The following is a 23,077-nucleotide window of genomic DNA, read 5'->3' as shown; positions in this document are numbered from 1 at the left end:
TAATATGCTTGATATTTCAAGGAAAAATAAACCTATGCCTCCTATATATATAAATAATTACTAATTTTCGTTTTACTTTTTGCAAACTAGGTATATAATTACTTTTACACTGTTTCGTGTACTCGATTTAGAGCGTAATGTAGCGCGCTAGTTGTGTATACAAGAAAGCAAAAGGAGGTGTTAGTTCCGAGTAGATAATTGGTTTTTCTATTTTTGATATTCGTCATATTTTATTGGTCATTACAGCGCGCCCAGCGGTGAGCGCGCAAAGTTATAAGTTAGTTTGAGTTCAAGATTTGGGTTAATCCCAAAAATTCTCACAGTTGAGAAAAGGAAAAGTATGAAACGATTGGTGGCTGGCACAGTAGCAGCTACACTGTCAATAATGCCGTTGGCAGGTAGTTTTGCTTTTGCTATTCCTGCATGGGCTAATGACTCTGTTGCTTCGCAAGCGGTTGTTGCAAGTTCTGAAACACCTCAAACCGCTTTAGCGTGGGCATTAGACCCTCATACGAAAAAAGGCGGCGAAGTTTTAGAAAAGGATTCTGGGTGGTATCACTTCAAAGCTAGTGCTCGGAATGGTAATGCTGCTAATAACCCTAATAGCTATCCTGCTGTAGCTATTAACAATAAGGAATACAATTTTGCAGATTCCGGTAATTTTGCTACAACTATTAGAACTAAAGAAGATGGAACTAAGAATAGATTTGGATTCTATCTTGGTTATAAAGATCCTGGAAATGGCTTATTTATAGGTTTTGATTCTGGCGGATGGTTCTGGCAGACGTATTCTAATGGCGATGGTAAGTGGTTTACAAGCAATACACCTGCTCCAAAAGCTGGCGAAAAAACTGAGATAAACATTCACTGGGCTGAAGGTAAAGCTATGCTCAGTGTTAATAAAAAAATTGTATTTACTGTTGACTATAGCGGCATTAAAAATAATCTTTCTAAAAAACTCGCTATGAAAGCTGGTGCTTATAATAGCGAGCTAACTGATGTTGAAATTAAAGATCCAGATGCTCCTAGCCAAACATATAAGATTTCTGGAAAAGTCATTGGGGATAATTCTTCTGCAATCAGCGATGCAAGAGTTCAATTAGACGATAAAGTTATTCGCACTAAAGACGATGGCGCATTTGAATTCTCTGGTTTAGAGCTTGGTAAACACAAGCTGTCTATTGTTGCAGCTGGCTACGATGAATTCGAGAAGGATATTAACCTCGATGGCTCAGACGTTAAATTAAATAATGTAACTTTGAAAAAGTCTTCAGTATTTGAAACTGAAAAATTGCAAACTGAAGATATGGACGTTGTGCTCCATAAGAATTTCCCTGCTGTATCTTATTACACTATGAAAAAGCTTGAGAATCATGTAATGGATGCTCAGAGTAATAATATTCATACTGTTTCTATTAACGGTACAAACGTTGAGTTAAAGGATTCAGATGTTCAGTTTACGAGAGCAGGCAACACTGAAGCTCAATATGTTCTTAGCGTTAAAGATGCAGGTCATAATATTGATGCAAAAATTAGCGTTAAGATAACTGTAAAAAAGAACCAACTTCATTTCGAAGTTACAAAAATTGAAAATAACGCTGGCGATGAAAACCCTGTTCAAACGCTTTACTTCCCTGAGAATAATCTAGTTTCTGTAAACAGCTCTCAAGAAGGAGCTACATTTACAGGAGCTCGCATGTCTTCAAATACGCAGATTCCTGGAGATAAAACTTTTGCAATTACAGATGGGTATACTCTTAAAGACAATGGCGATTACACGTATGGCTTTGTTTCTAATAATCAGCTAAGCGCTGGTTTGTGGAGTAATTCTGAACATAATGGAACTGTTGCTTATTCTGGAATTGAAGGTGGTTCTAAGAATACTCGAGTAATTGCATCTGCAAAGCAAGAATCTAAAGGAACGCAGTTTGGCTTAACAAGCGCTCCTTGGTATTATCATCGCATTGTTTCTGATAGCAAAGGAAATAAGTACACTGTTGGCGAAACGGATATGCCAAAGTCTGCTGTAGTTATTAGTGGCGATGAAAATAACGATGGTGTAATCACTTGGCAGGATGGCGCTATTGCTTACCGCGATATTATGAACAATCCTTACAAGTGTGAAGAAGTTCCTGAATTAGTTGCTTGGCGAATTGCTATGAACTTTGGTAGCCAAGCACAAAATCCATTCCTTACAACTCTTGATAATGTTAAGAAAGTTGCTCTTAATACCGATGGTCTTGGTCAGTCTGTGCTCTTAAAGGGTTACGGCAATGAAGGCCATGATTCTGGTCACCCAGATTATGGTGATATCAACAAGCGTGCTGGCGGCGCTTCGGATATGAACACCTTAATGGAAAAAGGTAAGAAGTATGGCGCTCGTTTCGGCGTGCATGTTAATGCTTCAGAAATGTATCCGGAAGCTAAAGCCTTTAGCGAGCAGATGGTGCGTCGTAATGGTAAAAGTGGAAGTCTTCGTTACGGCTGGAATTGGCTTGATCAAGGTATTGGCATAGATGGTATTTATGATTTGGCTTCCAACTCTCGAAAGAATCGCTTTGGGGATCTGAAAAAAGAAGTCAAAGATAATATGGACTTCATTTATCTTGACGTTTGGGGTAATCAAACAAGCGGTGCTGAAGATTCTTGGGAAACTCGCAAGATGTCGAAGATGATTAACGACAACAAATGGCGAATGACTACAGAATGGGGTGCTGGAAACGAATATGATTCAACATTCCAACATTGGGCTGCTGATTTAACTTACGGTGGCTTTAAGATGAAGGGAGAAAACTCTCAAGTTATGCGCTTCCTTCGTAACCATCAAAAAGATAGCTGGGTAGGTGACTTCCCGAGCTATGGCGGCGCAGCTAATGCTCCGTTGCTTGGTGGCTACAATATGAAGGATTTCGAAGGCTGGCAAGGTCGTAATGATTATGATGCTTACATTTCGAATCTATTTACGCATGATTTGTCTACTAAGTTTATTCAGCATTTCAAAGTAGTTCGTTGGGTAAATAGCCCATTAGATGCTTCTTCCGTGCGCGATCCTAAGACTAATAACAGTAATGAGCAAATTGATCTTGCTGATGCTAATGGCAATAAGCTTGTTATCTCTCGTGGATCTAATGATTCAAGTTCGTCTGAGTATCGTAATCGCACTATCAAATTAAACGACAAGATAGTTGCATCTGGAGCTGTTTCTGCTGGTGATAGCGGTCAAGGTGGTACAGAATCTTATCTTTTGCCATGGCTCTGGGATGTAAATTCTGGAAAGCTTGTAAAAGATAGTGATCAAAAGCTTTATCACTGGAATACCAAGGGTGGTTCAACTACTTGGATTTTGCCTAAGGGCTGGGAGAATCTTCAAAACGTTACTGTTTACAAGTTGACAGATCTTGGTAAGACTGATCGAACTGTTGTGAATGTTGCTAACGGTAAAGTTACTTTGAACGCTAAAGCTGAAACTCCATATGTTATTTACAAAGGTTCTGTGGACGCAAAACAATTGAATGTAACTTGGAGTGAAGGCATGCATGTTGTAGATGCTGGCTTCAATGGCGGTGAAGAATCATTAAGCAAGAATTGGAACTCTGTTGGCGCTGGCAAAGCAAGTATTGCTAAGAGTCAATTTAGTAATCCAATGCTTAAGCTTAGTGGGAAAGTAAAAGTAAGTCAGAAGATTACTGATTTGAAGCCTGGAAAACATTACGCATTGTATGTTGGTGTTGATAATCGATCTTCTGCTCCTGCGCGTATGACTGTGCGATCTGGAGATAAAGTATTAGCGACTAATGAAACTATGCGCAGTATTGCAAAGAATTATGTGAAGGCTTACTCTCATAATACTAATTCTTCAACGGTTGATGGCAGCAGCTATTTCCAGAACATGTATGTGTTCTTTACTGCTCCAGCAAGTGGTGAAACTACTTTGGAACTTGAGCATAGTGGCGAAGGAGATACCTATTTCGATGATGTTCGCGTTGTTGAAAATGAATACACTGGTCTGAAGTTCAATAACAAAGGCGAAGTAACTGGACTTGACAATGACTTTGAGCATAATGCGCAAGGTATTTGGCCGTTCGTTATCGGTGGCACAGAAGGTGTTGAAGATAATCGTATTCATCTTTCTGAAAAGCATGCACCATTTACTCAACATGGATGGGATGTAAAGAAAGTTGATGACGTATTGGGTGGCGATTGGTCTGTTAAAGTCAATGGTTTAGTTGGCAGAGATAATTTGCTATATCGAACGGTTCCGCAAAACTTTGAGTTCAAGCCAGGCCATAAATACACAGTTGAATTTGATTATCAAGCTGGAAGCAAAGGCACATATGCTGTTGTTACAGGTGAAGGAGAGTTCAACGGAAGTGTATTGAGTAACGATCCTCTTGATAAAGCAGAAGGAACTACGGCGCACCATAAGTTCACTGTTCTTGGTGGAGCAAATGGCGATACGTGGTTTGGAATTTATTCTACTGATAAAGACGCGACTTTGCCTAGCGGCGTTACTAGTAATGATGAAGCTAATTTTGGCGGTTATAGAGATTTCATACTCGATAACCTCAAGATTAGAGAAGAGAAGCTTGACTCTGCAACGCGCGAGCAAGCTAAAGCTAAGTATGATGCTATTAAGCAAAAGTGGGATGCTAAGTGTGAGAAATTTATTGACCAAGTTCAAAAATCTTATGCTGAACAACTAAGTCGTATTCATGCAATTATCGAGAAGACAGATGCAACTTCTGACGATTTTGCTCAAGCTGTAAATATGCTTGATGTTCTAGATGCATTTATGTCTAATGCTCCAGTTGATAATGCAAGCGATAAGTACGATGTTGCTCGCAATGCTTATGGCATAGAAGTTGGAAGCTATCAACCGCGATCTGATAATGAAGGTCCAGCAGAATTAGCGAATGACGATGATCCTGGCACCTGGTGGCACACTGTCTGGGGTGGCAATGCTGTTAAAGATGGTACTGCTTGGTTTGAGTTTACGCTAAATAAGCCTATGACTATCAATGGTTTGCGTTATTTGCCACGTACTGGTGGTGGTGTTAACGGAAAGATTAAGTCATATAAGATCACTATTACTAAAGCTGATAATACGATAGTCGAAAAGTCTGGCGAGTTTAAGACTGGTGGTTCTTGGCAGAAAGCTGATTTTGGTGAAGATATTCAGAATGTTAAGAAAGTTCGCATAACAGTTCTTACTTCTGCTGGAAATCCTGCGAATACCTTTGCTTCTGCAGCTGAGTTGCGTCTTACTGCTCCTAAGACTCCAGCTCCAGTAGTACCTCCAGCTCCTCAGCCACCTGCTCCTGAGCCTGGTCCTGTAACGCCTGAGCCTGGTCCGGTTGTTCCAACGCCAGCACCTCAACCACCAGCTCCAGCTCCGGTTGTTCCAGCTCCAGCTCCAACTCCTGCTCCAGATAAGACTCCGGCTCCTGTTGCTCCTGCGGCTTCTGCTCCAGCAGCTCCAGCGCCTAAGTCTGTTAAAAGTCTTGAACCTGAGTTGAAGAATACTCTTACTGTTGGTAACAATAATGTTGCTACTGCAGGTGTTGCAAACAAAGTTATATTGAATGTTTCAGATAACGAGTTTATTGAAAAACTTAAGAGTGATGGAGTGATTTACGCTTATGCGTATATTTACTCTAATCCTCGTTTGCTTAAGAGTACTGATGGTTCTAAGTATGTGACTGTTCGAATGGTTGATGGTAAGCCTGAGTTTAACGCTTTGTTCCCATCTGATTATTCGGGTAAGCATACTGTTGTGTTGGTTGATGAAACTGGTAAACAGATCGCTTGGACTAACATTGTTGTGAAGAATGAAACACAAAACAACAACACAAATAAAACTAATCAAAAGAAACTCAAGAACAACCTCACTAACACTGGCGTGAATGTTTTGAGCGTTCTTGTTGTTAGCTTGTTAGCGTTTGCTGTTGCGTGTGCTCTGCGTAAGCTTCGCGCAAACTAAACATAAGCAATACAACTGATATAACTGAATAATTGATATTTCGTAATATCAGTTTGCGATTACTAGGGGTGGAAGATTTGCTCTTATAGCAGTCTTCTGCCCCTTATTATCATTTATCAAAGTTGAAAATTAAAAATGTGTACTTTTATTTACTTTTTGCTAACATGTATACAATTTGTTATTCAATGTAATGTTGCATTGATGTTAATAAGAATGGCGTAAGTATGAATAAAAATTATCTTGCAAACGTGAAACCTGCTGCGCGACAGATTGCTTGGCAGAGCATGGAAATGTATGGTTTTATACATTTCGGCATGAATACTATGACTAATCGAGAATGGGGATTAGGTCATGAGGATCCATCTTTATTTAATCCAGATAAGATCAATGTAGATCAGTGGCTTGATGCTTTGAAATCTGCTGGAATGACAGGAGTGATCCTTACATGCAAACATCATGACGGATTCTGCTTGTGGCCATCTGCATATACAAAACATACGTTACAGTATTCTCCATTTAAGAATGGTAAAGGTGATATAGTTCGTGAAGTTAGTGAGTCTGCTCGCAAGCATCATATGAAATTTGGAATATATCTTTCACCATGGGATAGAACTGAAAAATCATATGGAACTGGTAAAGCGTATAACGATTTTTACATAAATCAGCTTGTAGAATTATTAACTAGTTATGGACCTATTTTCTCTGTTTGGCTTGATGGTGCTTGTGGTGAAGGTGAAAATGGCAAAACGCAGGCTTATGATTGGCAGCGTATTTATGACACTATTCGCGCGCTTCAACCTGAAGCTGTTATTAGCGTTTGCGGGCCAGATGTTAGATGGTGTGGTAATGAGGCTGGTCATGCTAGAGCTAATGAGTGGAGTGTGTTGCCTACTGAATTGCGCAGTGCTGAAACAGTTGCGTCAAAATCTCAAAAAGCTGATGATGGTGAGTTTTCTCGACAGTTTTCTTCTACTGATGAGGATTTAGGTTCTATAAAAGTGTTGGATTCTTATGAAGGATCATTATGCTGGTATCCTGCAGAAGTTGATACATCTATTCGTAAAAGATGGTTTTATCACGAAAGTGATGATGATACTGTTCGCAGCGCTGACGAGCTATTCGATATATGGTGTAAGTCGGTAGGAGGTAATTCTACACTTTTGTTGAATGTTCCGCCAAATTCTCATGGATTGATTGCTGACGTTGATGTTAAAGTTTTACAAGAGTTTGGTCAGAAGATTTCTGATTTTAATAAACGAGCGTTGCGTGATAGTAAGGAAGTGAAGATTAGTGTAGAAAATCCTACAGATTACGAAGGTGATCTTCAAGCTTTACTTAATCGCAATCAAGAAGAAGTTTTTTGTTGTAATAAGCCAATAGGGTTGTTTATTGAATTTTCTAATCCTTTAATAATAGATGCTCTTGTTCTTGAAGAAGATATAAGAAAAGGTCAGCATATTGAAAAAGTAAAGATTAGTATTACTGATGTAGATGGTGTAGAACATTGCGTTAGTGAAGTTGAGTCTGTAGGGTATCGCAGAATTATTCGCTTCAGTGCGATTTATGCTGCATCATTGCGAGTTCGTATAACTGATATTCGTCAATATTTTGCTCTTAAATCTTGCTATCCTGTTTTAGCTAAATATTAGGTTCGTTTTATGTGAGCTTTAGCTAAATCTTAGGTAGCTTTAGGTGTGTCTTAGCTAAGTTTCACGTGAATCTTATCTAAAACTTAGCTGACTATTTATATAAAACTTAGTTAAACTTTATCTAAGCGTGTTGCAAAAAATACTAGTAGTTTTTATTACTTGTTTTTGCAAAAATATTTATAACATAATGGGCTGCTTACATAATCAACGAGCAGTCCATTGTACTATTTTTCGTATATGTAGTTTTAGAAATTCTATAATGTCCATATTTAGTATAGGTCAACACTATATACGTTTTTATAATTGGATACATAAGCTGTGAATAACATCTTGTATTTTTCGTATTTAGTACGCGAATGGCATCCTTTATGAATGCTTATTTTTGCCCTTATATTAAAGATTATTAAAACTTTTGAAAATTTTATTTGTTTTTTTGGAAACATAGTGTACAATTAAAGATGTGTGAGGAAGCACATAACAAAACGTCGATCAGTTGAAGCAAGGTTGCTAGACCGTTTCGGCATAAATAGGAGGTTACAAGAATGTCTTGTTTTAACAAACTAACGCGTCTTGTTGCAGCATTGGGCGCTGGCGCGATGTTACTTGGTGTTGGTGCTTGCGGTGGCGGTAGTTCAACTGGTGCCAACGGTAAAGTAACACTTAAGTTCGCTGCTTTTGAAGGCGGATACGGTTCTCAGATTTACAAAGATGTTGTAAAGGAATATGAGAAGCTTAATCCAAATGTAAAGATTGATTTAGTCACTTCTAAGAAGATTGAAGACGAAATCACTCCAGGTATGAAGGCTGGAAATTATCCTGATATCGTTGAGCTTGGTCAAGGTTCTACTTCTGGATTAACAGAAACTTTGTTAAAGGATAAGGCTCTTGAGAAGTTGAATGACGTTCTGGATATCAAAGTTCCTGGAGAAAGCAAAACTGTTAAAGAGAAGCTTGTTGATGGTGTGATTGGTTTGTATACAAACCCTTATGGAAATTCTGATACATACCTTATGCCTATGTATTACTCGCCATCTGGCTTAGTGTACAACAAGGCTTTGCTTGAAAAGAATGGTTGGAAAGTTCCAACAACTTGGGATGAAATGTTTAAGCTTGGTGACGAAGCTAAAGCAAAGGGCATCTCGCTGTTCACATATCCTACAGCTGGATACTTTGATGCATTCTTCAACGCTCTCATCGCTGATGTTGGCGGTCCAGACTTCTTCAAGGATGTTATGACTTATAAGAAGGATGTTTGGAAGACAGATAAGGCACAGAAAGTACTTTCTATTGCCAACAAGCTTGTTACTGAGTACTTGAATCCAAATACCGTAGGTTATGCAAATGCACAAGATTTCACTAAGAATCAGCAGTCTATTTTGGATGGAAAGTCACTGTTCATGCCAAATGGAACTTGGATTGTTAATGAGATGAAGGATGCTCCTCGTATGGATGGATTCAAGTGGGGCTTCGCTCCAGTTCCAACCTTGAGCAAGGATGCAACTCGTTACATTAACACCACTATTGAAGCTGTTTGGATTCCTTCTAAGGCAAAGCATAAGGAAGAAGCTAAGAAGTTTATGGCGTTCTTGTATTCCGACAAGGCTGCTGATATCTTCGTTAAGACCGGCGCTGTACAGCCAATTAAGGGTATGCCAGAAAAGGTCAGTGAAGATATGAAGCTCTTCTATGATGCATACAATGAGCCTAATGTTAAGGCTGTTTCCGGTTCATTCTCTACTACAGCTTCTGTAGAAGGTAAGAACATTAAGGAAGATTTGTATAACACGGTTGATTCTATTGCATCCAAGCAAAAGACTTTGAAGCAGTGGATTGATCAAATTAATGATACAAGTAATGCTTTGAATGCTGCTGCAAAGTAGTAAGTTCGTCCGTTTAAGCATGTGAATTTAATTCACCTAGTATAAGGCGGGCACTCGGCAGTTACCGCTGTGGGTGCTCGCCTTTACTTGAAAATTGATTAGATTCATGCGTTTATAATGTTGATTATTCAGACTTTATAAATAGTGACTTACAAAGGATAACAAAGTTGTTGTGATTGCTTGTCAGTATGTGCAGTAAAGTTTTATCTATTTTTTACAAAAAAGGAACGTATGATGTTAAGTCTTAAGCAATCGTTGGGGCGCTTGACTAAAAAAGGTGTGACCACTGATTTGGACAAAAAACGCGCGCGGTTTGGTCTTCTGTGCTCGTTGCCTACAGCAATTCTATTGTTAATATTCATTTTTATACCTGCAATAAATATTTTCCGAATGTCTGTATATAAGTGGAGTGGGTATTCTGACGATAAAAAATTTGTTGGTTTTGCCAATTTCCAAAAACTTTTTACAGATATGAATTTTGTACACGTATTCCAAAATACGGTTTTGCTATTGGTGGTTGTCACTTCGATTACATTGCCATTAGCTGTTATTTTCGCGGCAATACTTATGCAGAATCGTATTATAGGTAGTAGTCTTATACGCTTTATCTTATATGTGCCTGCAGTTCTTTCAATCGTAGTCGTAGCTGCTATCTTCTCATCAATTTATGATCAGAAATATGGCTTATTAAATGGTTTGCTTGGTTTATTCCATTTGAATTCTTTGCAACAAGTATGGTTAGGTAATCAGAGAATTGTAATTTATTCTATTGGATTCGCTATGTTGTGGCAGTCATTAGGCTATTACATGGTTATGTATATGTCTTCAATGGCTGGAATTGATCCGCAAGTATACGAGGCTGCTCGTATTGATGGCGCTAGTAAAACAAGGCAATTATTCTCAATTACCATTCCTCTTATTTGGCAGAATTTGCGTACAACGCTGACGTTCTTTATCTTAAGCTCTGTTAATTTGAGCTTTGTTCTTGTGATGGCTTTGACCAATGGTGGTCCTGATAACGCATCGCAAGTTTTGCTTGGGTACATGTATTCGCAAGCATATAGCAATTCTGCATACGGTTACGGTATGGCAATTGGCGTAGTTATCTTCGTGTTTAGCTTTGTTGTATCGATGATTGTGAACATGGTTACGAAGAGTGAAGTGCTCCAGCATTAAAGAAGGTGTGGATTATGAAGTCTTTTATTAGTCGTGCAAGTCGCGGTAATGGTAGTAAGTGGGGATTTAGTCGAATTGTTGGGCAAATAGTTTTAACTATAGCTGCGTTAAGTATTGCTATACCAACTATTTGGGTGTTTATTGCTTCGTTCAAAGATAAAAGTGAATTTTATGGAAGCCCTTGGGATTTGCCAAAAAGTATACATTGGCAAAATTATGTGGATGCTTTCGTAGATGCTCATTTAGGACAGTACTTTGGTACTTCGGTAATCGTAACAGTATTAGCGATGATATTAGTTTTGATTATTGCATTACCATGTTCGTATGCTTTAGCTAGATTTAACTTTCCTGGTAAGCGTTTGCTAAAAATAGCTGTCCAATGCGGATTGTTTATTAACGCGAATTACATCATTGTTCCTATATTCTTAATGCTTGTTGGAGCAGATAAGCTTGTTATGGAATTTTTGCCAGAGGGTATTTTCTTAGACAACATATTTGTGTTGGCTCTTGTATACGCTGTAATGTCTTTGCCGTTTACAATATTCCTTTTGCAAGATTACTTTGCGTCAATCCCTAAAGCTTATGAAGAAGCTGCAATGATTGATGGTGCTTCACAATTTAAGATTATGGTTCGTGTATTCTTCCCTATGGCAAAGCCTGCAATCGCAATGTCTATGTTGTTCAACTTCTTAAGCTATTGGAATGATTATATTATTGCTATGACTTTGATGACTGGTAAGAATCGTACTGTTCAGGTTGGTTTGTTAAATCTTATGCAAACTCAGAAGGCATCTACGAATTATGGTCGTTTATATGCTGGCATGGTTATTGTGATGGTTCCTGTTCTTATATTCTATGCAATCGTGCAAAAGCGTTTGCTTGAAACCTCAAATATGGGAGGTATCAAATGAGTGAGAAATTGAAAAATGCTCTAATTATTGCAGGTAAAATAATCCTATATTTGGTATTTGTTGTACTAACAATTATTGGTGTAGGAAAAATAGGATGGTTTAATCTTTGCTTAGAGCTGATTGGCTTGTTGGGAATTATTGGCATGTTGTGGTGGTATAACTTGCGCAATAAGTAATAAGTGGATCGGTTAGTAGGTTAGTAAGTAAATAATTAACCATTGTAATAATTAAAGTTTTATAGACAATATTGGCTTGCAATTGATTTGACTAAGTATTTAGATAAATATTTAGTCAGGTATTGCAAGTCAATATTTTTATTATGCGTGTTTTTGTGTATTGATTAGTGTTTTGCGTATTGCTTACTGTTTTGTGTTCACAGTGTAGTGTTGTTCAAGTGTTTATAATTGCTTGATCGTGTGAAGCAGAATTTTATTAGTTCTGATGTGAAATAGCATAAAACTTGTGATTATAAGCAAAAAATCTTAAGCGAAACACGATGAAATGTTTGCTTAAGATTCCACAAAGTGCCCCCTGTGGGACTCGAACCCACAACCCACGACTTAAAAGGACGCTGCTCTGCCAATTGAGCTAAAGGGGCAACAAATGAAAAGTATACTATATTTGAAAGACTAAGTAAATGTAGAAAATTTCCGCGTGTTGATTTGAAAATACATATAACTTATAAACTTAATCTTTGATTATTACTGTTTTTGTGTTTATTTCATTTATTTTAGAGAATCCAATTTTTCTTTAATTTGTATTGCAGATGGTTCAACCATAAACGAGTTATCTGGAAAAGTTACTACAGGAATATGTTTTTGACCACTAATTTCTATTGCTTTTTCTTCTGCACCTTCTTCAGATTCAATATCGTGCCATACAAATTCAGCACCATATCTGTTAAGAGCAGCTTTAGCTCTGATGCAATCTCCACACCAATCTGCTCCATATACGTGAATTTGTAATTTGTTTGCTTGGCTTGACGCGTCTGTGTCATATGTTTTTGCGGTGTTGTTCTTCTCGAAGTCGCTCGTGCAAAAATCCATTTTTTCTCCTTATTGTTTTAATGCTGTGAATTATTTTAAGCAATAAGTGTATATAAGCGTATAAGTGTATATAAGTAGTTAATTTTAGAAAACTCATTTAACTAGGTGAAGTTTTGAGTCTTGTTTTAATCCTGTTTGAGTTTTGTTTAATCTCAAAATGATTCGTTTTAAGCAAATGTTTAATATAGTAAATTATTGTTTATAATGTGAAAAAGTGATAAAAAAATTATTATTTTATGTTGTCTATGCACTTCTAGTTTCATATGCTTAATATATGTTTAATTTGGTTAGTTTGTTTGCACTTTTTTCTAGTGAATTTGTAATTCCTGCAATTTTAGTAGCACTTTTTATTGTAATTTTTGTTATTTATGTACTTTATTCGAAGAATAAAAAGAATGTGAGTAACAAGAGTGTTCGTGATAGCATCGAATCGCAATCTATTCCTGAATCCGATTTATGTAGCTCTAGTAGTGAATCTAGTGAATCTGAAGAACCTAGTGAACCTGAAGAAACTGATTCTAGCAGCGAAACTGATGTAGCTGAGGAATCCAATGTAACTAGTGAATCTCAGGTATCCAATGAATCCAATGTAACTAGTGAATCTCAAGAAAGTGACGAATCAGGTATAGCTTACGCGAGTGATGAAAGTGACGAAATAGAGGAAAAGCCTAAGGATCTTCCTCAATCTCTTTCTTCTCGTATTCAGCGTTTGCGCGCTAGGCTTTCAAATAGTAAAAATCCTTTTGGACGCGCGTTATTTACGATTTTAAGTAAAGATCATATTGCAGAATCTGATTGGGAAGAAGTTGAAGATACTTTACTTTTAGCAGATGTTGGAGCTCAAGCAAGTGAAGAACTTGTGGAATCTTTGCGAAAAGATGCGCGGATTACCGGAGTTTCGAATCCTGATGACGTGCGGTCATCTTTGCGTTCAAGGCTTTTAGAACTTGTAGGTGAGAAAACTGATCGGCGTTTGAATGTTGATAAATCAGATTCTAATCATCCGAGTGTAATCATGATGGTTGGAGTTAATGGCACAGGTAAAACTACGACAGCTGGGAAGTTGGCTCGTTTATTTGTGTCTGAGAATCATTCCGTAATTCTCGCTGCTGCAGATACGTTCCGTGCTGCTGCTGCAGATCAGCTTTCAACTTGGGCAAGTGCTGTTAATGTACCTGTTGTTCGTTCTTATAAAGATGGTGCTGACCCTGCTTCCGTAGCTTTTGATGCAGCTGAGCAAGCTAGTAAATCTAATGTTGACGTGTTGATAGTGGATACTGCTGGCCGTTTGCAAAATAAGTCAAACTTGATGGATGAGCTTGGGAAGATTCGCAGAGTTATAGAGAAGACTGTTCATGTTGATGAAGTATTGCTTGTTCTTGATGCAACTACTGGTCAAAATGGAATGGCTCAAGCCAAAGTATTTGCTGAAGCTATCGGTATAACAGGTGTAGTTTTAACTAAACTTGATGGTTCTGCTAAAGGTGGAATTGTGATTTCCGTTCAAAAAGAACTTGGTGTGCCTGTAAAACTTGTTGGTTTAGGTGAAGGACCGGATGATTTAGCTCCGTTTGAACCAGAAAGTTTTGTAGACGGAATACTTTCGTAATATTTATGTTGTTATGTAGCTTTAAGTATAAAATTTTTTCATGAGCATACTTTTGTGAATTAACGATTTTTGTACGCATATGGCGATTTAGCGCATTCGCTGACTATAACGAGTATTGCGAATGTAATGAATTTGGCGAATTTGACAAATTTGACAAAGTTACTATTGCATGAATATGTGAATATGTTCAGATTTTAGTTGTCTGTTTGTTTTACGGGTACAATAAATATAGATGTTAAATACAAAATTGTAAGTTGCATAAAATCAAATAATTGAGGTGATATATGACCGCAATAGATCCGCAGTTAGCGTTATTGGCTGCAGCATTGGTATTTATTATTACTCCTGGTATTGCGCTTTTCTACGGAGGGCGCGAGAAAGCAACTTCTATGATTAACATGATGATGCTTTCTGCTGGAGCAGTCGCTGTAACAACTATTGTATGGACGTTATGGGGTTGGTCACTTGCGTTTGCGGGAAAAGATATGTTGGGTGGGATTTTTGGAGATCCTATGAGCGGTCTGCTATTCCGTGATTCCATGGTGTCAGACAGCGGAATATTTACATCCATGGATGGTGGCTCTGGTATTGCAAATGAACTTCCTGCAGCTTTTAGATTGGCGTGTGCTATTGTAGCTGTTTCTTTGATTACTGGAGCGCTCGCAGGCCGTGTTCGTTATGCGATTTGGCTTATATTTGTGGCAGTCTGGATTACATTAGTATTCTCTCCTCTTATGCATATGGTGTATGGAGGTGGTTTGCTTTCTGCTAAGGGCGCTATTTCACAAGCTTTAGGAGTTTCTATCCATGATTTTGCTGGCGGATCAACTCTTAATTTAGCTGCTGCTGTTTCAGCTTTAGCAATCGTGTTTATTATTGGCGGTCATGCGAAGTTCCCTTTGAAGCGTTTTATTCTTCATGCAAAAGGTGTATTTTCTGTTTCTTCTCATGCAAGTTCTGCTGCAAAGAGCGAAGCAAATAGTAAAAATCATAGTAAAGGGAAATTAGAGCAAGCATTGTGGAATGATGTTGCTCGTTCTAATGGCAATCATGCTGCACATGATAGTTTTACAAAAGATATTTCTGAAGGTTCGTTATCTGATGCTAATTCTATGAGTGAAGAGTCTTTAGTTGGAGCGCGACAGCCTCACAATGTTCCTTTTATTATGCTTGGAATTTTTATCATTTGGTTTGGTTGGCTTGGCTTAATGATTGGTTCTTCTATGGGAGTTCCTGGAGCTGCAGTTTATTCTTGGATTAGTTCAACTATTACAGCTTCTGCTTCAATGCTTGCATGGGGAGTTACTGAGCGTTTACGTTTTGGGCGCTTTACAGCTTTAGGTTCGGCTTCTGGTGTTATGGCTGGTCTTGCTGCAAGTTCTGCATCTGCTAATGTTATTGCTCCTTTATGGGCTCTTTTACTTGGTGTGTTTGTTGGTGTTGTAACGTCATTAGTTTCCTACTCGCATGTTTTTGCTCGTTATGATGGTGCTTTGCATGTAGTTAGTGTTAATGGCGTTGCTGCAATTATTGGTTTGCTTGCAGTCGGATTGTTTGCTGATGGCAAAGGTCTTCTTGTTGTTGGAGATTGGCATCAGCTTGTTGCGCAAATTTGCTTAATTTGCATTGTAATTTTATATGCTGGAGTTATTACGGCAGTACTGGCTTTTGCTTTGGAAAAACTATTTGGTTGGCGTATATCTGAAGCTAAAGAACGTAAAGGTGTTGATTTGGCAGATCAAGGCGAGCGCGCTTATGATTTTTCTTCTATAGTTCAAGCTCGTTCTGGTGCTGTTGTTGAAGTTTCAGATGCTACTCAAGGCAAAACTCAAATGGCGGTTTTAACGCCTGTTTCTTTGGACGTGGATGATGTTTCATCTGAAAGTTCTTCTACGGAACTTGAGCAATCTAAAGTGGATTCTGTGCTTGATTCTGATATCAGTGAGTTAAATATTGATGCTAATAAAGCAAATGAAGATGCAATAGAATCTGGTGAATTGGAATCTGGTGAATTTGAATCTGACTTTGCTAACAAATTAGATGAAGATCCGTCTGTTGATTCGTCTGTTGATTCGTCTGTTGATTCTTCAGCTAATAGTGTGGATTCAGTAAATCTTGATTCGTTAGATGATAGCTCAGATAAGCATGACGAAGTTAGTGAAGATGTTGATTCTTCTGTGAGTGATTCTGATGCGAATAGATCTGATAGCTCTAATAATTCGGATAACTCTGGTTCTGGGGCTGGTTCTGAGAGCTCGACGCGCAGTCGTCGTCGAAAGCGCAAATAGTCTGGAATATAAGCCAAAGCGCATAAAAGATCTAATTAGATTAAGTTATAGCCATCGATTTCTTGTTGAAGTCGGTGGCTTTTATTTTTCAATGTTTTTAATTGGAAGTCTTATATGTTTTAATTTTTCGACACGCACGGAGTGTGTAATGTGGATAAAAAATGAAGTTATCCACATATTGGGCGTTTCTATGTGGATATCTAATGAAGTTATCCACATATTGGGGATAAAAGTGTGTATAACTTGCGAATAACTTTTTTCAAATTTTCTTCTATTTGTATTTTTCCGGAATTTGTGTTATGCATTTCAGACATCTTTATTTGTCAATAAATCTATAGCTTGCTTCTCGCGCGTAATACTTGCACACGTTTATACTCGTTTTTATAAAAAGTAATGCATAGTATCTTTATATGCAATGTAAATTGCGAATAAGTGTCTATCGCTTTCAATAACAGCATTGTGAGGTATGTTAGTAGTATGAGTCAGGATTCTTCATCCTCAGATAATCGTAATGTATTTGATCGTATTCCTCCGCACGATGCAGATGCTGAAATGGCTGTTCTCGGCGGCATGCTTATGAGTAAAGATGCTATAGGTGAAGTTTCGCAAGATCTAGAAACTTCTGATTTTTATCTTCCTCAACATCAGACTATTTATGATGCGATTATCACTCTTTTTTCTGCATCTCAGCCTGTGGATTCCGTTCTTGTTGCCAACGAACTACTGAAAAATGGTGATTTGGAAAAGGTTGGCGGTGCAGATTATTTGCACAGTTTAGTCGCTTCAGTTCCTACTGCTGCAAACGCCACATATTATGCGAATATAGTGCATCAAAACGCTATTTTGCGTAACGTAATTACAGCAGGTACAAAAATAGCTCAAATGGGTTATTCTGCGAATGGTTCTGTTGCTGAAGATATTGTTAATCTTGCTCAGGCAGAAGTATATGAGATGAGTACTGGGCGAGTTCATCAAGATTATGTGTCTATCGGTTCTGTGTTAGAAACTACGTTAAATCAGATTGATGATCTTCAAACTAATGGCATATCTAGCGGTATTCCTACAGGGTTTAGAGATATCGATAACGTAACTCAAGGTTTGCAACCTGGGCAGATGATTGTTGTAGCTGGTAGGCCTGCTATGGGTAAGTCTACGCTCGGAGTCGATTTTGCTCGTTCTGCTGCGTTGCATCATAATATGACATCTATTATTTTCTCTTTGGAAATGAGCAAAATTGAGTTAGCTCAACGTATTATTGCTGCTGAAACAAATATACCGTTAACTGCTTTACGTCATCCTGAAGAAATTACTTCTGATCGATGGGCAAAGCTTAATAGTTTTTGGGATATGATGAAGGATTCGCCATTATTTATTGACGATAGTCCTAATATGAGTTTAATGGAAATTCGTGCAAAATGTCGTCGTCTAAAGCAGACTAATGATTTGAAATTAGTTGTAATTGACTACTTGCAGCTGATGAGTTCTGGCAAGCGCGTGGAAAGCCGCCAGCAAGAGGTTTCTGATTTTTCTCGAGCGTTAAAGTTATTAGCAAAAGAGCTTGAAGTGCCGGTTGTTGCGTTAAGTCAGCTGAATCGTGGACCTGAAATGAGAAATGATAAAAAACCTCAACTTTCAGATTTGCGCGAATCTGGGTCTATTGAGCAGGATGCAGACGTTGTGTTTTTAGTACACCGTCCTGATTTTTATAATAAGGAAGAACGCCCAGGTGAGGCTGATATTATTATGGCAAAGCATCGTAACGGCCCTACAGACACATTTAAACTTGCTTTTCGTGGAATTAACTCTAAGTTTGAAGATATGGCTCAAGAGCAATCTCAGCCTATGTGAGTTTGCATATGTGAGTTTGCATATGTGAGTTTGCATATGTGAGTTTGCATATGTGAGTTTTGAGAAACATTGCGGAGTGTTCGCTTAACATTGATGCTTAATATAAAAGCCTGCTGAATTTTGCAAAATTATTGCGATAATCAGCAGGCTATTTCTAGTTTTGACTAGTTTTTTTAGTTTTTAGTTTTTGCTAAATTTGCTTAGCGTCTGACTAGTTTTGATTTGTTTTGACTAGTTTTGACTAGTTTTGATTTGATTTGATTTCGTTTATACACGTATCAAATATTAATCAATTAAGCCATATAAGCGATCGCCTGCATCTCCAAGGCCTGGAACTATGTAAGCTTTATCATTTAAACTATCGTCAACAGCGCAAACAACAACCTTAAAGTCAATAGAAGGATCAATCTCCTTCTCTAAACGCTTTAAGCCTTCTGGAGCTGCCAAAATGTTAATAGCAGTAACATCCTTAGCGCCGCGCTCTGCTAAGTAATGTGTAGCGGCAATAAGAGTACCGCCAGTTGCAAGCATTGGGTCAAGAAGGAAGCATTGACGACCTGTTAAGTCTTCTGGCAAACGATTTGCATAAGTAATTATGTCGAGTGTTTGCTCATCGCGCTTCATTCCGAGGAATCCAACTTCGGCGGTTGGAAGAAGGCGAGTCATGCCATCGAGCATGCCAAGTCCGGCTCTCAAAACCGGCACAACCATTGGGCGTGGTCGATTTAAATGCTTGCCAGTCATCTTGCAAATAGGAGTTTCAATCTCGTAATCGCTAACTTCCAAATTACGAGTCGCTTCGTAAGCTTCAAGAGTTACTAACTCTGAAACTAACTCGCGGAAAATATTAGATGGTGTATTTTTATCACGCAAAACGGTGAGCTTGTGGTCCACCAGCGGATGATGTAAAACATGAAGATCCATACCTTCTAGATTAAAACAAGCTAGGCATGTTAGCTATCGGCGTGCCGTGAAATTTTCAAGAAAATATAAACAAAGTAATAGTTAAAACGCTGACTTACGAAAGCGCCTGTCGGCGCAAACGCCGCTCGTAGCGGCAAAAAATGGAGCCCGGGGCTTAAACGCAAGCCAGCGTCAATTTCGAGTATACCTGTTTTTATTATTCAGCGCGCCGAGTGGTTTAATCAAGTTTTCCAGCTTTCCATAACGCAGCGCCATTTTTGAAATTGCATGAAAGCGTATGAAGATTTGCTGAGATATGTAGAATTTTTGCTATTTTTTGCGTATTTTTATTAGAAGATTGATAGTTTTTTGTATTATTTGATAGTTTTTCTGCATATTTATGCATGCCACGCGAAATAATCGAAGTAAATGCAGAAGCTCGATGCAGCGCTATTGCGAAATCGCCTGTAAATGCACCTGAAAGAATGGAATCAGCAAGGCGAGCAATATCTTCTCCTGTAGGTGTTTCATCTATACCTGTAATTGCAGAAGCACTCGTGGTTTCAGGTTCTCCTATATGCCAATATTCAGCATACGATTCACGCTGTGTTCTAAGTGACATACGCAATAAATATAGTCTATACAACATTCCAGGTAGTGACTCTGCTTCAGAGCTACTCCACAAATCTGCGATAACGTCAATACCTTCATTTTCAACCAAATTCAGCACGCGTTCAACGATTTCTTGAGATTGAGTTTTGTGCACGCGATTAAGTAAAACAGCAGCAGAAGTATGGCTAATCTCATTGATGATTTGTGGATCTGCGCCACCTTCAATTTGTGAAAGCATTGCAGGATCTATTTGTGCAGGTCTGCTTGGGCGATTTTCGCCTATTGGATTTGGCATAAAAGCGCAACGGCTAGAATGAATGGAACTTGATTGTGAATGAAGGCTAGTAGACAATTGGCATCACGCTTTCAATATCAATAATTCGAGCACCTTTAGGAGTGTTGATAATATGCAAAACTATTGCACTTCCTGTAGGCATGTATGGAGATCGCATACTTAGAATGCGCTTATGTGCTTTAGGATTTGTAATTTTTCGCAAATATTCAAAGAATGAGCCGATAATAGGTCGGTGCAGGCACATTGCAGTTGTACTTGTTGTGTTAGCTGTGTTTGTTGTACTTGTTGTGTTTGTTGTTGCGTAATTATCATTTTTATCACAATGAACAAGTTGAGCTATTGTGTCTATAAGCACGTTAAGTGTATCTTGAGGATTTTTTTCGTGATAATCTTCAGTAAGCTCCGGTATTTCTTCAATTTTCATTGAGCAATCGCTGGCAAAAAATCCAATTGTTTCTACGCAACGTTTCCAAGGTGATGAAAGTATCTTATTTGGCGCGTAGCAAGCAAGCTCTCGCGCAAGTGCGTAAGATGCTGCTGATCCAAGAGGTGTAATTGGGCGAGTTGCTTCGCTGCCTTGCCAAGTCTTTCGAGATTCTGCTTTTCCGTGTCTTACTAGTATTAAAGTGCTATATCTTGCTTTGCATGTGTGAAGTCGTTCTAAGAAAGCATCCAATACTTCTCTGTCACTGTCATGAGTAAGTTTTTTGCGAGCTTTTGAAGGAGTTAGCCATAAAACATTGCTGATTTCTGTGCGTTTTGCTGGCTTTATTGGTCCGAATGCTGGCAATCTCTTTGATGCTGTAGATTCGTTTATTTCGTGCATCATCCAGTAGTGAATTCGCTTAATTACTGTTGGTTGATTATTCTGCGATGAGCTACTGTTTTTGTTGCTTTTAGAGGTAGATTGCTTCTTGCCTTCGTGGTCAAGAGGATACTCGATTTGAGCAATATGAGGGCCAAGTGTTACTGCATAGCCTGTTTCTTCGCCAACTTCGCGCACTGCTGTATGACGATATGATTCGTTTTCTTCGTTTTTCCCTTTTGGCCAACTCCAATCATCGTATTTAGGACGATAAACTAGGCAAAGCTCAAAGTCGTCATCACTTATTTTGTTGCCTGTTTTTTTGAAGTCGCACGTGTTTGCGCTATCTATATTGCGCTTGCGGTAAATGATTCCGCCTGCTGCTTCAACGTATCGCGTTGTTACTGCACTCATGTTCACTATTTTAGCGGTTTTCTTTCGCAACTTTTAGTTTTGCTGTAATCTTTTACGTTTATCATTGGCATGACTGTGATGCAGGTGCTCTGAGTCAATCGGATATTTCTGTTATATAACCCAAACTTCCTAAAATTTTCACTAAAATCACAGTGTAAAAACATCCTAAAACTGGCAAATGGTCTAAATATGTTCTATTTGCTTGGAGAATCAGATTCGGAGTTGGGCTTTACAGTTTAGCAAAATTTGATCTTTTTGTGTATTGAATTTATACTAAATTATGTAGTTGTTGAAATTCGTTAGTGCTGTGAGGGTTTGTATGTCCAAGACAATAAAAGTTGCTGAACTTTTTGCGGGAGTAGGTGGGTTTCGTCTTGGGCTTGAAGGGTATACGCCTTCTGATGGAAACAATTTTACTGCGGAATCGGCGGGACCTTTCAAAACTGTTTGGGCAAACCAGTGGGAGCCTGCCGGGCAAGAATCCAAGCAATTTGCGTGGAGGTGCTATGAGAAGCGTTTTGGCAAAGGTAGCTGTGTTAATGAAGATATAGCAGAAGTGCTTAAAAAATTTGAACATGGGGAATGTGATATTCCAGATTTTGATATGCTTGTTGGCGGTTTTCCTTGTCAAGATTATTCTGTGGCAAAACCTTTAGCATTATCTTCCGGAATTGACGGCAAAAAAGGAGTTCTGTGGTGGAGCATTAACAAAATGTTGGAATTACGCCATCCTAAATATGTTCTGCTTGAAAATGTTGATCGTTTATTAAAATCACCTGCTGCACAGCGTGGTAGGGATTTTGCCATTATTCTCTCTTGTCTTTTTCGATTAGGATACAGCGTAGAGTGGCGAGTTATTAATGCTGCTGAGTATGGAATGCCTCAAAGACGTAGACGAGTATATGTTTTTGCAGAACATGATTCTAAGAAATGGTATAACTTGTCCAAGCATCTTTTGCAAAACGGTGTTATAGCACGAGCTTTCCCAATATCTGTTGCAGAAAAAAATGCTGCGCAATATGAATTTTCTATTAGTGACAATCCGTATGTTATATCTCAAGATTTTGGCAAACAAGCTAAGGTGAGCCTATTCCAGAATGCTGGTGTTATGCAAGATGGAATAGTTTATACCGTTAAAACAGATGCTGTTTTTACTGGCAATGCAATGACATTAGGTAGCGTTCTAGTTGATGCCAATCAAGTTCCTAAAGAATATTGGATTGAAGAAGATAAGCTTGCTTCTTGGCAGTATCTTAAAGGCGGTAAAAGGGAGTTGCGAAAAGCTTCAAATGGATTTGAGTACATGTATTCCGAAGGCCCTGTTGCTTTTCCAGATAAAATTGATGCACCAAGCAGAACTATTCTTACAGGCGAAGGTGGGAAAAGTGCTAGTAGAACCAAACATGTTGTTATGCAAAATGGCAGATTGAGAAGACTCGTTCCAGATGAGCTAGACCAGCTGCAAATGTTCCCTAAAGGTTGGACGAATGATGGAATGAGTGATGGTCATAGAGCGTTCTGTATGGGGAATGCGCTGGTTACTGGTATTCCGCATAAAATTGGCGAAGTTCTCGCTAATGACATTTCGGCATAAAATCATATCTAAATAATTATGATTATTTATAGGTTGCGGAGGAATTAAGTTAATAGGAAAATGTAAT

At 38.4% G+C, this 23,077-nt stretch carries 14 protein-coding genes and 1 tRNA gene; 10 read left to right on the top strand and 5 right to left on the bottom strand.

Annotated features, from left to right (window positions below):
- Positions 1-385 precede the first annotated feature (385 nt).
- The 6 genes from Q0X59_RS01430 to Q0X59_RS01405 all read left to right on the top strand — a co-directional run bounded on the left by Q0X59_RS01430 (position 386) and on the right by Q0X59_RS01405 (position 11,772).
- On the top strand, positions 386-5,980 hold the full coding sequence (locus tag Q0X59_RS01430; protein ID WP_297642703.1) for an endo-alpha-N-acetylgalactosaminidase family protein: 5,595 nt from the start codon (positions 386-388) through the stop codon (positions 5,978-5,980).
- A gap of 224 nt (positions 5,981-6,204) precedes the next feature.
- Positions 6,205-7,629, top strand: a complete 1,425-nt coding sequence (locus tag Q0X59_RS01425; protein ID WP_297642652.1) for an alpha-L-fucosidase — start codon at positions 6,205-6,207, stop codon at positions 7,627-7,629.
- Positions 7,630-8,171: 542 nt separating this feature from the next.
- Positions 8,172-9,509: a carbohydrate ABC transporter substrate-binding protein gene (locus Q0X59_RS01420; protein ID WP_075523921.1), complete on the top strand. Its 1,338-nt coding sequence runs from the start codon at positions 8,172-8,174 to the stop codon at positions 9,507-9,509.
- Between the two features lie 390 nt (positions 9,510-9,899).
- Positions 9,900-10,685, top strand: a complete 786-nt coding sequence (locus Q0X59_RS01415; RefSeq protein ID WP_296156839.1) for a sugar ABC transporter permease — start codon at positions 9,900-9,902, stop codon at positions 10,683-10,685.
- Positions 10,686-10,699: 14 nt separating this feature from the next.
- Positions 10,700-11,596 (top strand): carbohydrate ABC transporter permease, encoded by an 897-nt coding sequence (locus Q0X59_RS01410; RefSeq protein WP_082266310.1) that lies wholly within the window; start codon positions 10,700-10,702, stop codon positions 11,594-11,596.
- The gene (locus Q0X59_RS01405; RefSeq protein ID WP_075523920.1) at positions 11,593-11,772 is read left to right on the top strand and encodes a hypothetical protein; all 180 of its coding nucleotides are present in this window, start codon (positions 11,593-11,595) and stop codon (positions 11,770-11,772) included. Before Q0X59_RS01410 ends, Q0X59_RS01405 begins: the two co-directional genes overlap by 4 nt.
- Positions 11,773-12,121: 349 nt before the next feature.
- Here Q0X59_RS01405 and Q0X59_RS01400 read toward each other — a convergent pair.
- Positions 12,122-12,194, bottom strand: a tRNA-Lys gene (locus Q0X59_RS01400).
- A 127-nt stretch (positions 12,195-12,321) separates the two neighbouring features.
- Complete coding sequence (locus Q0X59_RS01395) at positions 12,322-12,642, bottom strand: glutaredoxin domain-containing protein (RefSeq protein ID WP_297642649.1); 321 nt, start codon at positions 12,640-12,642, stop codon at positions 12,322-12,324.
- A 349-nt stretch (positions 12,643-12,991) separates the two neighbouring features.
- Here Q0X59_RS01395 and ftsY point away from each other — a divergent pair, with 349 nt between their 5' ends.
- From ftsY to dnaB, 3 genes are all read left to right on the top strand, one after another.
- Positions 12,992-14,251 carry a signal recognition particle-docking protein FtsY gene (gene ftsY / locus Q0X59_RS01390; protein ID WP_297642701.1) on the top strand — a complete coding sequence of 420 codons (1,260 nt, stop codon included), beginning with the start codon at positions 12,992-12,994 and terminating at the stop codon, positions 14,249-14,251.
- Between the two features lie 284 nt (positions 14,252-14,535).
- Complete coding sequence (locus Q0X59_RS01385) at positions 14,536-16,539, top strand: ammonium transporter (protein ID WP_297642647.1); 2,004 nt, start codon at positions 14,536-14,538, stop codon at positions 16,537-16,539.
- A 477-nt stretch (positions 16,540-17,016) separates the two neighbouring features.
- On the top strand, positions 17,017-18,387 hold the full coding sequence (gene dnaB, locus Q0X59_RS01380; protein ID WP_075523919.1) for a replicative DNA helicase: 1,371 nt from the start codon (positions 17,017-17,019) through the stop codon (positions 18,385-18,387).
- A gap of 285 nt (positions 18,388-18,672) precedes the next feature.
- Here the strand turns inward: dnaB and upp are convergent, their stop codons facing one another.
- From upp to Q0X59_RS01365, 3 genes are all read right to left on the bottom strand, one after another.
- Positions 18,673-19,311 carry a uracil phosphoribosyltransferase gene (gene upp / locus Q0X59_RS01375; RefSeq protein WP_297642646.1) on the bottom strand — a complete coding sequence of 213 codons (639 nt, stop codon included), beginning with the start codon at positions 19,309-19,311 and terminating at the stop codon, positions 18,673-18,675.
- Between the two features lie 217 nt (positions 19,312-19,528).
- Entirely contained in the window at positions 19,529-20,197 is a 669-nt protein-coding gene (locus tag Q0X59_RS01370) for a thymidine phosphorylase (RefSeq protein WP_297642644.1), read from the bottom strand.
- A 46-nt stretch (positions 20,198-20,243) separates the two neighbouring features.
- Positions 20,244-21,416 carry an NUDIX hydrolase gene (locus Q0X59_RS01365; RefSeq protein WP_297642643.1) on the bottom strand — a complete coding sequence of 391 codons (1,173 nt, stop codon included), beginning with the start codon at positions 21,414-21,416 and terminating at the stop codon, positions 20,244-20,246.
- A 319-nt stretch (positions 21,417-21,735) separates the two neighbouring features.
- Between Q0X59_RS01365 and dcm the strand changes: the two genes are divergently transcribed.
- Positions 21,736-23,010 carry a DNA (cytosine-5-)-methyltransferase gene (gene dcm, locus Q0X59_RS01360; protein WP_297642641.1) on the top strand — a complete coding sequence of 425 codons (1,275 nt, stop codon included), beginning with the start codon at positions 21,736-21,738 and terminating at the stop codon, positions 23,008-23,010.
- The last annotated feature ends 67 nt before the right edge of the window (positions 23,011-23,077 follow it).

The sequence above is a fragment of the uncultured Gardnerella sp. genome (genome assembly GCF_947280595.1).
Classification (GTDB): Bacteria; Actinomycetota; Actinomycetes; order Actinomycetales; family Bifidobacteriaceae; genus Bifidobacterium; species Bifidobacterium vaginale_A.
This window is presented reverse-complemented; position numbering and strand designations above follow the sequence as displayed.